Raw genomic sequence first — 11,685 nt, forward strand, 5'->3', positions numbered from 1 at the left:
ACTGCTCGCCGCTCGTAATTAATTACGCTTTTCACAAACGGTAGCGCGCCTGTTTTGTTAGCATATCTCCATTTTTCTGCCGCATTACTTGCCCATAAATTCGGGTAGTAAGCGGTGCTTTTTTTAAATCTTAGCCAAGCTACTGCCAATTTTTACGAAACCCGGAATTTCAGTAGTAAAAACGCAGTAATAGCTAGCCTATTTTTCTAATGACCTCACTTCCTCAGCGCTACACGGTTACGGCTGCTTTGCCCTACGCCAACGGCCCCGTGCACATTGGCCACCTGGCGGGCGTTTATTTGCCCGCCGATATTTATGTGCGCTATCTGCGCGCTCAAAACCGCGACGTAAAATTTATCTGCGGCTCCGACGAGCACGGCGTGCCCATCACTATTCGGGCTCAGAAAGAGGGTGTTACGCCCCAGCAGATTGTCGATAAATACCACAAAATAATTGGTGATTCCTTCCGCGATTTTAACGTGTCGTTCGACGTGTATTCACGCACGTCTTCGAAAACGCACGCCGAAGTTTCGAGCGAATTTTTCGAGAAATTAAATGCCGATAATAAATTCATCGAGCAAACCACGCAGCAGCTTTACGACGAGCAGGCGGGCCAGTTTCTGGCCGACCGCTACGTGGTGGGCACCTGCCCCAACTGCGGCAACGAAAATGCCTACGGCGACCAGTGCGAGCGCTGCGGTACTTCACTCAGCCCGACGGAATTAATTAATCCGCGCTCCATGCTCAGCGGCAATACGCCGGTGCTGCGCGACACGCGCCACTGGTTTTTGCCCCTCAACGAGTACGAGCCTTGGCTGCGCGAATGGATAGTTGAGGGCCACAAAAACGATTGGAAAACTAACGTCTACGGCCAGTGCAAATCCTGGATTGACCAGGGCCTGCATGCCCGCGCCGTAACCCGCGACCTCGACTGGGGCGTGCCCGTGCCGGTGCCCGGCGCCGAGGGTAAAGTGCTATACGTCTGGTTTGATGCGCCCATCGGCTACATCTCGGCTACCAAGGAAGGCTTCCCCGATGAGTGGGAGAAATACTGGAAAGACCCGGCCACCAAGCTGGTGCATTTTATTGGTAAGGATAACATCGTTTTTCACTGCATTATTTTCCCGGTAATGTTGAAGGCGCACGGCGAATTTATTTTGCCCGATAACGTGCCGGCCAACGAGTTTCTGAACCTGGAAGGCGATAAAATCAGCACCTCGCGCAACTGGGCCGTGTGGCTGCACGAATACTTGCAGGATTTCCCCGGCCAGGCCGATGTGCTGCGCTACGTGCTCTGCGCCAACGCGCCCGAAACCAAGGATAACGACTTCACCTGGAAGGACTTCCAGGCGCGCAACAACAACGAGTTGGTTGCTACCCTCGGTAATTTTGTGAACCGCGCCGCCGTGCTCACCCAGAAGTTTTTTGATAATAAAGTGCCCCTGCGAGGCGAATTAACGGCGGTCGAAGAAGAGGTATTTCGGCAGCTGGCCGAATTTCCGAATCGCGTTGGTGAATTAATTGAAAATTACCGTTTCCGCGATGCGCTGGCGGAGGTGATGAGTTTGGCGCGCCTCGGCAATAAATACCTAGCTGATACGCAGCCCTGGCACCTCATCAAAACCGACGCGGCGCGCACCGGCACGGTGCTGCACGTGGCGCTGCAAGTGGCGGCCGCGCTGGTACCGCTGCTCACGCCCTTCCTGCCCGAGTCGGCCGCCAAGCTAGCCAAGATGCTGAATTTTGAGCCCGGCGACTGGCAGAGCGCGGCCCGCGCCGAGCAATTGCCCGCCGACCATCAGTTGCAGGAGCCCGCGCTATTATTCGCCAAAATTGACGATGCCGTGGTGCAAACGCAGGTGCAGAAACTGCTCGATACCAAGCAGGCCAACGTGCTAGCTGCTACCCCCGTCGCGCCGGCCAAAGAGAACGTGAGCTTCGACGAGTTTGGCAAAATGGACTTGCGCGTGGGCACCATCGTGGCCGCCGAAAAAGTAGCCAAAACCAAGAAATTGCTTAAGCTCACGATTGAGGTGGGCCTGGAGCAGCGCACCATCGTGAGCGGCATCGCCGAGTCGTTTATTCCCGAGGCGCTAATTGGCCAGCAGGCGATGGTTTTATTAAACCTGGCGCCCCGCGAAATCAAAGGAATTCAAAGCCAGGGCATGTTGCTGCTGGCCGAAAATGCCGACGGCAGTTTGGCGCTCATGCAGCCAGGTAGCGCGGTGCGCAACGGCAGCCCGATTCTGTAGTCGGGATAGTCGCAGCAAACAGGCCGTTATGCTGCGCTTGTCGAAGCATCTCTACCACGCCACTGAAGTTAGTAACCTAGCGGCGTGGTAGAGATGCTTCGACAAGCTCAGCATGACGGCCTATTTTATTCTCGCTAATCACTTCATATTTACGATATTCATCGCGCGTTCCAGCCCCATGCTGCCGAAGGCCAGCACGGCTTCGCCGGCTTTTTCGATGTGCAGCGACAGGTCAATCCGCTCATCGGCCGAAAACGGGTCGAGCACGTAATCGACCTGCCGACCCTTCGGAAAATTAGCATCGACGCCGAAGCGCAGCCGGGCGTACACGTCGTTGCCCAGCGTGGCCTGAATGTCTTTGAGGCCATTGTGACCGCCGGCCGAGCCCTGGCCTTTTAAGCGCAACTTGCCGAAGGGTAGGGCCAGGTCGTCGGTGACGACCAGCATATTCTCGGGCGTAATTTTCAGCGTGCTTAGCCAGTGCGCGGCGGCCTTGCCACTGAGGTTCATAAACGTGGTGGGCTTCACCAGCACATAGCGGTGGCCCTTGTTTTTGAATTCGGTGGTGAAGGCGTGGCGGCCCAGCTCAAAGCGCGGCGCCTCGAATTTCTGTGCTAAATAATCGGCCACCATGAAGCCAATATTGTGGCGGGTGTCGGCATACTCGGGGCCGATGTTGCCAAGGCAAAGAATTAAAAAGACCACTGATTGGCGCGGATTTTAACGGATTTCACGGATTTTGTGGACGATTGCGCTGGCCCTGCTTTCAGCGGCCAGGCACGCACTGGCTCGTCCCTATTTAACAAAAAAGCCACCCCAACAGGATGGCTTTTTTGCTTGCAAAAATAACGTCGTCCACAAAATCCGTGAAATCCGTTAAAATTCGCGCTAATCAGTGGTCTTATTTGTTGCCGGCCAGTTCGCCTTTCAGGGCGCGCGGAACGGTAACGGTGGCGATGGGCGCCTGGTCGCTGGTCAGGATAACGTAGTTGGTGGGCTTCACCGCACCTACTTTCACCGACTTGCCTAGCTCTAGGGTGCTGATGTCAACTTCCACGTAGTCGGGCAGGTTTTCGGGCATTGCCTTCACCTTCACTTTACGAATTTTGCTGGCCAGCTTGCCACCGGCCAATACGCCCGGCGAAACGCCGATGTACTTCACGGGGATGTCCATTTTTACTTCTTTGCCGTCGGCAATTTCCAGGAAGTCAACGTGCAGCAGCATTTCGTTGACGGGGTGGAACTGGGCGTCCTGCACGATGGCGCGGTACGTGGTGCCTTCTACGTTCAGGTCCACGATGTGGGCCTCGGGGGTATACAGCAACTCGCGGAACAGGATGGCGGGCACTGCGAAGTGCACCGTGTCTTGGCCGCCGTACAGTACGCATGGTACCTGCGCGTCGAGGCGCAGCGCCTTAGCGTCCGTCTTGCCGAGATTCGCTCTTTTAAACCCTACAATCTCCAGGCTTTTCATAAAAGAAGTTGATTTGGAATGAATTGGCCGCTCGGCAACCCTTGCCGAAACGGGCCGCAAAGGTAAGGATTTCAAGCGGTAAATCCAATGTGCCCCGAAAAAAGTAGCCAGGCCAGGTCCAACTGAGGCAGAAGTGGGGGGTAGGGCCGCGTGGCCAGAAAAGATGAGCAGTTGGCAAGCGAAGCACGAACGCTGGCTGGGCATTGACAAGCAAACCTCAGCACGTCCTGCCAAAGAATGGCTGGCTACGACTAGGCTGGGGCTGGCGGCGGCCTACTGCCACGCCGTAGTGGCCCCGGCCCACTCGCCGGCCTCGGCCTGCAGGGCGCCTTACTTCACCAGCACGTCTTTGCGGGCCGAGGTAAAGTAGGTGCGCTGCAGGTCAACGTAGGAGGGGGCAATGCGGCGGGCGTAGGCATCGCCGGCCAGCCGCGCTGCGTGCTGAATGCACTCTGCGGGCGCGGGCAGCTGGCGGAGCGCAGCCGGGCAGCTATCGCCCTCGCCCGTAAACACCAGGTAGTCTTCCTACCGGGCCTGGTCGAGCACAAAGCCCTGCGCTGCGCCGTAGGTGCGGAAGCCCGTTACCACTCTCATCAGTATATCGACCCGAAAAGTGGGCACCTGATGCTCCTTGCCATCCTTGTCCTTCACGGTGCGCGTGCCGGTGGTGCGGCGGGTGAGGCCCATATCCGAGTCGAAGGCTTCGAGCACTAGCAAGCCATCGACCTGCGTGCGGCGGCACAGCGCCTGGATGTATTCGGGTGGCAGAGGGGGTAGGAAAAACCCGCGCCCGCGCCCCAGCAGCTGCGCCTTAGCAGCCATGGAAAGGTTTCTGTCTCCCTTAAAATCGTTGAGCTAATGGTAAGAATAAACTGCGCGAAACCAGGAGGTGCCTGCAAAAAACAAGCGGCTGGCGTTGCGAAAAAGACAAGCCTTTCCGCAACGCCAGCCGCCAGTTGGCAGCAGCAGGTATACCGCCTACCCCTTACACAAACAGCGAGCTAATGCTCTCGTGCGTAACCACATTGCGGATGGCGGCGGCAAAGAGGGGTGCCAGCGAAATCACCCGCACCTTCTCGTTTTCCTCGCGCTGCGGAATGGTGTCGGTCGTAATGAGCTCGGTGAGCACCGAGGCGCGGAGGCGGGCGTGGGCCGGCCCGCTGAGCAGCGGGTGCGTGATAACGGCGCGCACCGAGTTGGCGCCGCGCTCCATCACCAGCTCGGCGGCCTTGCAGATGGTGCCGGCGGTGTCCACCATGTCATCCACAAATACCACGTCCATGCCCTTCACATCGCCGATTACCTGCATTGAGGCAATTTCGTTGGCCCGCAGGCGCATCTTGTCGCACACTACAATCTCAGCCCCAAACTTCTTGGCGAAAGCGCGGGTGCGTACTACCCCCCCCACGTCGGGCGAGGCAAAAATGAGATTTTCGAGGTTCAGCGACTTGATGTAGGGCGCCGTGACGGTGGCGCCGTCGAGGTGGTCTACCGGAATGTCGAAGAAACCCTGAATCTGGCCCGCGTGCAGGTCGCAGGTCATGAGGCGGTCGGTGCCCACGCTCTGGATGATGTTGGCCACCACCTTGGCCCCGATGCTCACGCGGGGCTTGTCTTTGCGGTCCTGGCGGGCGTAGCCCATATAGGGCATCACGATATTGACCTTGTGGGCTGAGGCGCGCTTGCAGGCATCCACCATCAGCATGAGCTCCATGAGGTGCTCGGAGGGCGGAAAGGTGCTCTGGATGAGAAACACCTCGCAGCCGCGCACGCTCTCGTCGAAGCTGGGGCCCAACTCGTTGTCGGCGAAGCGCTGGAGCGTGAGGTCGCCCAGGGGCTGGCCGTAGGCTTTGGCAATTTTGCGGCTTAGCTCCTGCGAGGCGCTGCCGGCGAATAGTTTAACGTGCGGGTCCATAAGAAGTAAGGTAAGCTTTCGCTTGCCGTGTGGAGTGTAAGGTAAGCTTTAGCTTGCCGGCTTACAGGTTAAAATAAAAGTCAATGCACCAAAGGGCAAGCTAAGGCTTACCCTACACTTTTCCGGCAAGCCGAAGCCTACCGCCCGGGCCGAACTAACAAGCGAAAGGCGCCGGCTTGCTCCCAAATGGGAGAAGCCAGCGCCTCGTAAGTGGTCAAAAAGTAAGGTCGTCGGTGTTCGGTCGGGACTACTGAGGTCGCGGGCTTTCGGAGGAAAATCCTCCCCCAGATTGGCAGGCCGGTAGTCCATAGAGTTACGCGAAGGTTTCCGAATCAGGGCGCAAGGTAAACCGGCTTTCACCAAACCGGACCGGGTAGAATGGCTGGTAGCCTGATTAATTGGTGAAGCGCGCCGGGAGCGCCAAGCTGCTTCCAGCCAGGTTACCAGCTGACCTTCAGGGGTGAAGCCAGGCGCTGGGCAAACTCGGCGAGGTAGGCATCCCAGGCGGCGGCCGAGGCAAATTGTCCGCTTTTCGTCCAGCCAAAGCCCGCGTAGAACACGACCGTATGCTGCTGCGGCTTGGTGACGATGTAGAGCTGGTTGGCGTCTTTGTCGGGGCTGCGGTGGTCCTCATAATCGGTGATGGCGGACGGCGCCACCACTACCCCCGTGCCCAGAAACGAGTCGTCGACGGCCTCCCAGTAGCGAAACCAGCCGGCGGCGCGGTCGGCGCGCACCGCGCCCTTGGCCTCGTGCAAGGTCAGGCCGATGGTGCAGTTGGGTAGGGGGGTAGGGGCCGTCATCGTTTCCTCGTAGCGCGTGAGGTTCGAGCCTAGGTCAAGGCTGATGATTTTCTTCTCCGTCACGGGCTTGCCGGCTGCGTCCCAGGGCGCGTAGGTCAGCTCAAACACCGTGCGAATGGGCCCGGTTGCTAGTACCTTATACGTAGCGAAGTTCTTGGAAATGTAGAGTTTGCCACCTTCCAGCACGCCGGTGCCGCCCACGCCGCGGCTGGTTCCCACGTGGTAGGGGTCGTAGCCCTCGCCGGTGTCTTTGTGGTAAGAGAACGGCGTGCGCACGTGCTGGCCATACCACTTGTCGATGATAGGGTAGGAAACCCGTTTCAGCCAGCAGTCCATGCCGCTGCTGAGCGTGCCGGCGGGGTCTTTTTTATCAAACAGTTGCTCGGCGTTGGGGCCGTAGGTGCGGAAGGCCACCCGCTCGTTTTCCCAAGCAAAGTCGTCGGTGCGTTCGGGCACGAAGCGGGCAAACGTGGTAACTGCGCTGCTGGGCACCGCTTCGGTCCCGGCGGCCAGGGTAAACGTTTTGGTGCCTTTGGCTGGCACATCGGTCTGAAACAGCAGCGCATCGGGCCGCCCATCGCCGTCATTGTCCAGCAATTGGCTCACCAGCACTTGCTTGGTGGCCGCATCGTGCACGCGCAGGCTGGCCGGGGCCAGCTGGCGCACGCTAGCCGGCAGCTGCGCCAGCGGCAGGCTGATGGTTTCGGCGCGGCGCAGCTGGTTGAGCTGGTTGCGCACCGTGAGGGTGGCCTGGGCCGGCGGCGGGAGGGTAGGGGCGGTGCCCAGGCCCAGCGCCGCCAGGGGCAGCAAAAGCGTCAGCTGTTTCATATGAGCTTAAGAGAGTTAGAATTACCCAGCATGATTGTCATTGCGAGCAAAGCGCGGCAATCGCACCAGAACGAGTCGTTCGGGTATCGTTCTGGTGCGATTGCCGCGCTTCGCTCGCAATGACAGATGATGCTATGTAATCACTGAAAGAGAAGAAGTTAGCGCAAATCAGCCAAAGCCACGGCGTCCATGTCGGTGTATTCGAGGTTTTCGCCGGCCATGCCCCAGATGAAGGCGTAGGCCGCGCTGCCGCAGCCGGTGTGAATGGACCACGGCGGCGACAAAATGGCCTGCTCGTTGCTCACCCACAGCGGGCGCGTCTCGTTGGGCTCGCCCAGCATATGCAGCACGCGCTGGCCCTGGGGCAGGTTGAAGTAGAGGTAGGCCTCCATGCGGCGGTCGTGCACGTGGCTGGGCATAGTATTCCAGACCGCGCCGGGCTTGAGCTGGGTGAGGCCCATCACGAGCTGGCACGAGGGTAGGCCCTCGTTGAAAATGTACTTGTAAATGGTGCGGGCATTGGCCGTTTCCTGGCTGCCCATTTCCACCGGCGTGGCCTCGGCCTGGGTGCGGCGGGCGGTCGGGTACTCTTTGTGCGCCGGCGCCGAAAGCAGGTAAAACTTGGCTGGATTAGCCGCGTCGGCGCTGCGAAACTCGACCTGCTGGCTGCCCTTGCCCACGTAGAGGCAGTCCTGCGTGCCCAGCTCGTGGGTCGTGCCATCGACTACGATGGCGCCCGGCCCGCCTACGTTCAAAGCGCCCAGCTCGCGGCGCTCCAGAAAGTACTGGGCCTTCAGCCCGTCGGGGCAGGGTAGGGCCAGCGGCGCCTCGGTGGGCATGGCCCCGCCTACTATCATGCGGTCGTAGTGCGTGTACGTCAGCTCGATAGCGCCAGGCGCGAAGATATTTTCAATCAGGAAATGGGCGCGCAGGCCGTCCGTATTCAGGCCGGCGGTTTCGCGCGGGCCAATGGCAAAACGAGTGTTCATCTTGTTGGAATTATGAGTTTTGAATTAGGAATTATGAATTGAATCAGGGAGTGCGCAGTGACTGGCTAAACAGCAGCGGTTGCCCCCAATTCATAACTCTTAATTCATACTTAAAAAATCATCTTCCCATCCAGCCGCCGTCGACAGTGAGGATGGTGCCGTGCACGTAGTCGCTGGCCGCCGAGGCCAGGAACACGATGGGGCCTTTGAAGTCGGCGGGCTCGCCCCAGCGGCCGGCCGGAATGCGGCTCAGGATGGCCGCCGAGCGGGTTTCGTCCTGGCGCAGGGCCTCGGTGTTGTCGGTGGCGATGTAGCCGGGGGCGATGGCGTTCACGTTCACGCCGCGGCCGGCCCACTCGTTGGCCAGCGCCTTCACCAGGCTGCCTACCCCCCCTTTGCTGGCCGCGTAGCCCGGCACGTTGATGCCGCCTTGAAACGTGAGCAGCGAGGCCGTAAAAATAATTTTGCCCCGGCCGCGCGCCAGCATCCGGCCGCCCACGGCGCGGGCCAGCCGAAAGGGTGCGTCGAGGTTGATGCTGAGCACGTTGTCCCAGTCCTCATCCGAATGCTCGGCGGCCGGGGCGCGCCGGATGGTGCCCGCGTTATTGACCAGAATATCAATGGCCGGGAAATCGGCCAGCACCTGCTGGGTGAAGGCGTCGGCGGAGGGGCGCTGGCTGAAATCGGCCTGATAGGCGAAAAACTGCCGGCCCAGCGCCCGCACCTGCTGGCCGGTGTCGCCGCCATCAGCGGCCAGCGTGGCCGACACGCCGATGATGTCGGCGCCCGCCTCGGCCAGGCCCAGAGCCAGCGCTTGCCCAATGCCCCGGTTGCAGCCCGTGACGAGCGCCGTTTGGCCCGTTAAATCGAAGAGTTGTTGCAGCATAAAAAATCGGTAATGAACGCGCTAAAGGTAGCGCGAGTAAGTAGCGCGAACTCTCCAGTTCGCGCTACAGCGCATGGTCAGTCTTTATATCCTGGCCCGACCAGATTTTGCGGGCCGTCCAGTCCTGCGCCGGTTCGGCCCAAAAAGGGTGGGTAGGGGGCAGGCCCAGCGGCAGAAAAGCGGTGGTGCACAAGTACAGGCTACCCGTCGAGATATAGCCCTCGCCAATGCCCGGCTGGTGCCCGCATAGCCCAATCTGGAGCCAGCCCTGCGCATCGAACGTGCCCTTGGCTTCCAGCGTGCGCCGGATAACGGCCGTGATAGCGCTCCGGGCCTGGCCGGGGGGTAGGGCCTCGGGCAATAAGCCCTGCAAGCTGCACTGCGCCAGGTGCTGAAACGCACCGCACCGATACGCCAGCGACCGCCCGAAGGCCGCAAACGAGCCATCGGGCCCCACCAGCCGCTCCTGCACCGCGGCGTAGCGGCGGGCGCGGGTGCGCAGCGTATCGAGCAGTTCGGGACGCTCCTTGCCAGCAGCCACCAGCGTGCCCACCACGTCGAGCAGCATGGGCTGAATAACGTAGCTGTTGTAGTAATCCCAATGAAAATCAGGCCCATCGCCGTAGGTGCCGTCGCCCACGTACCAAGTCTGGTGCTCCTTGATGGCGTAGTCCATCCGCATCAAATCGCCGCTGCCCGTGAATTTGAGCAATGCGGCCTCAATAATGGCGCTGAACAGCAGCCAGTTGCTATACACCGGCTTGATAACGCGGGTGCTTTGCAGCGCCTGCACCAGCTGCGCCTGCGTGGTGGCCGGCAGCCGCTCCCAGAGCTGGGTAGGCGCCCGCAGCATCGCGTGGGCCAGAAACGCGGCATCCACTACCGGCTGCCCGCCCTGGGTGAAGTTCAGAAAATCAGCATCTTGCGGATTAACGCCGTGAGCAATGGCCTGGCGTGCCTGCTCGGCGACCCGCTGCTGGCGCGCCGCCTCGTCGGCGGGCACGTCCTTCAGCTCCAGCCACGGGGCCAGGCCGGCCAGCAGGCGGCCCAGCGCCTCCAAGTGCGTCACGGCGCGGCGGCCCGCCTGCTGGCCGGCGGCCGACTCCACAGGCATCGTGGCTTTGAGGCGGCCGGTCGCCGCCGCCGCCAGCACCGGCTCGGCCACGCGCAGCAAGGTCGCCAGCCAGTAGGCGCGGTCCGTAACCGGCCGGGGCGCGGCGAGTAGGCTGGCGGCCGTCGGCGTGGCCGACGCGGGTAGGGGTAGGGCCGCCCCCGCCGCCAGGGCCGACAGCCCCGTGGCCGCCTGCCCGATGAAGTTGCGCCGCTGCACGGCTACTTCAGCTTGATAACCTCCGAGCCCGCCAGCAGGAAGGCGCCGGTGCCGTACACCTCCCAGCTATCGGCCGAAAAATCGCGGCGCGGGTCGGCCCCGATGGGCTGCACCCAGCCCACGCGGCCCTCGCTAGACACGCAGCGATTGAGCCCGGCCCATGCTTTTTCCACGGCGGGCCGAAACGTTGCTTTGTCCAAAATGCCCTGGTTGAGGCCCCAAGCCATGGCGTAGCAGTCGAAGCCCGAGCCCGAGGCCTCGCCACCGGGGTAGGCGCTGGGGTCGAGCAGGCTGGAGCGCCATAGGCCATCGGGCTGTTGCAGCTGCACTAGCCGGGCGCTCATTTCCTTAAATAAATTGACGTAAAAACTGCGGGTCGGGTGGTTTTTGGGTAATTCCTGGAGAATCTGCACTAGGCCGCCCATTACCCAGCCGTTGCCGCGGCTCCAGAACACGGGCTGGCCGTTGCTCTCTTTCTTGCCCTCGCCCTGGGCATTGAGCAGGTACGAGGCATCGCGCGAAAACAGGTGCTCCTGGTGGTTGAACAGCCGCCGGTACGTTTGCTGGTACAGCGTGTCGTTCAGGGTTAAGTATTTGGGCTGCTTTTCGATAACAGCCACCTTTGCCAGCACTGGCGGGCCCATAAACAGCGCGTCGCACCACCACCAGGCAATGCCGTGGCCGGCTACCTCGGGGCCCGGCGTGGTCCGAAACTTCTCCACCACGTCGAGCGTGGGCTGAATCATGCGCCGGTCCTTTTTGAGGCGATACAGGTTCAGGTACGTCTGGCAAATGGCGATGTCGTCGGCGTGGTCGTAGCGGGCGCCGGGCTGCCAGTGGGTGCGCTCGCCCAGGGCCATGAGCGAGTCGAGCAGCAGCGGCGACTTGGTGGTTTGGTAGGCCGCAAACACGCCCGAGTAGAACGCGCCGTTGGTCCAGTCGGTGGGGGCGTGGCGGGGGTTGGCCAGCTGCCAGCGCGCCGTTTTTAGCAGCATTTGCTTGATGTAGGCGGGCTGAAACAGCGCCTTGTCGGCGGCTTGCGCCGTGCTGCGGTGGGGTAGGGCCAGGGCCAGCAGCAGGCCCATTAAAACAGAGCGAAAGGAAGAAAACCAGCGGGTGCCGTGCATGAGGGAGGGTGGGAAAAGAGCAAGCAAAAAAGCCGGGACGCGGGCCCCGAAAGTAAGGGCAATACTACGCCCCTATGCCCA

At 60.9% G+C, this 11,685-nt stretch carries 9 protein-coding genes and 1 pseudogene; 1 reads left to right on the plus strand and 9 read right to left on the minus strand.

Annotated elements, in window-relative coordinates; all coding sequences use genetic code 11:
* The first annotated feature begins 209 nt into the window (after window positions 1–209).
* Window positions 210–2,252 carry a methionine--tRNA ligase gene (metG, locus tag E4631_RS01385; protein WP_133658308.1) on the plus strand — a complete coding sequence of 681 codons (2,043 nt, stop codon included), beginning with the start codon at window positions 210–212 and terminating at the stop codon, window positions 2,250–2,252.
* 138 nt (window positions 2,253–2,390) lie between these two features.
* On the opposite strand, the gene pth is transcribed toward metG, so the two are convergent.
* From pth to E4631_RS01435, 9 genes and pseudogenes are all read right to left on the minus strand, one after another.
* Window positions 2,391–2,957 carry an aminoacyl-tRNA hydrolase gene (gene pth / locus E4631_RS01390; RefSeq protein WP_133658309.1) on the minus strand — a complete coding sequence of 189 codons (567 nt, stop codon included), beginning with the start codon at window positions 2,955–2,957 and terminating at the stop codon, window positions 2,391–2,393.
* 196 nt (window positions 2,958–3,153) lie between these two features.
* On the minus strand, window positions 3,154–3,726 hold the full coding sequence (locus E4631_RS01395; protein ID WP_133658310.1) for a 50S ribosomal protein L25/general stress protein Ctc: 573 nt from the start codon (window positions 3,724–3,726) through the stop codon (window positions 3,154–3,156).
* Window positions 3,727–4,056: 330 nt separating this feature from the next.
* A pseudogene (locus E4631_RS26385) lies at window positions 4,057–4,548 on the minus strand (DUF6340 family protein).
* A gap of 163 nt (window positions 4,549–4,711) precedes the next feature.
* Window positions 4,712–5,641 (minus strand): ribose-phosphate pyrophosphokinase, encoded by a 930-nt coding sequence (locus tag E4631_RS01410; protein ID WP_133658313.1) that lies wholly within the window; start codon window positions 5,639–5,641, stop codon window positions 4,712–4,714.
* A 440-nt stretch (window positions 5,642–6,081) separates the two neighbouring features.
* A complete protein-coding gene (locus tag E4631_RS01415; protein ID WP_133658314.1) occupies window positions 6,082–7,272 on the minus strand; it encodes a DUF4861 domain-containing protein in 1,191 nt (396 codons plus the stop codon).
* Window positions 7,273–7,430: 158 nt separating this feature from the next.
* Window positions 7,431–8,261, minus strand: coding sequence for a 5-dehydro-4-deoxy-D-glucuronate isomerase (kduI, locus tag E4631_RS01420; protein ID WP_133658315.1), 831 nt, complete (start codon window positions 8,259–8,261; stop codon window positions 7,431–7,433).
* A gap of 118 nt (window positions 8,262–8,379) precedes the next feature.
* A complete protein-coding gene (gene kduD, locus E4631_RS01425; protein ID WP_133658316.1) occupies window positions 8,380–9,147 on the minus strand; it encodes a 2-dehydro-3-deoxy-D-gluconate 5-dehydrogenase KduD in 768 nt (255 codons plus the stop codon).
* A 64-nt stretch (window positions 9,148–9,211) separates the two neighbouring features.
* Window positions 9,212–10,477: a DUF2264 domain-containing protein gene (locus tag E4631_RS01430; protein WP_133658317.1), complete on the minus strand. Its 1,266-nt coding sequence runs from the start codon at window positions 10,475–10,477 to the stop codon at window positions 9,212–9,214.
* Between the two features lie 2 nt (window positions 10,478–10,479).
* Complete coding sequence (locus E4631_RS01435) at window positions 10,480–11,604, minus strand: glycoside hydrolase family 105 protein (protein ID WP_240734588.1); 1,125 nt, start codon at window positions 11,602–11,604, stop codon at window positions 10,480–10,482.
* Between the last annotated feature and the right edge of the window lie 81 nt (window positions 11,605–11,685).

The organism is Hymenobacter sp. UV11 (assembly GCF_004684095.1).
Lineage (GTDB): Bacteria > Bacteroidota > Bacteroidia > Cytophagales > Hymenobacteraceae > Hymenobacter.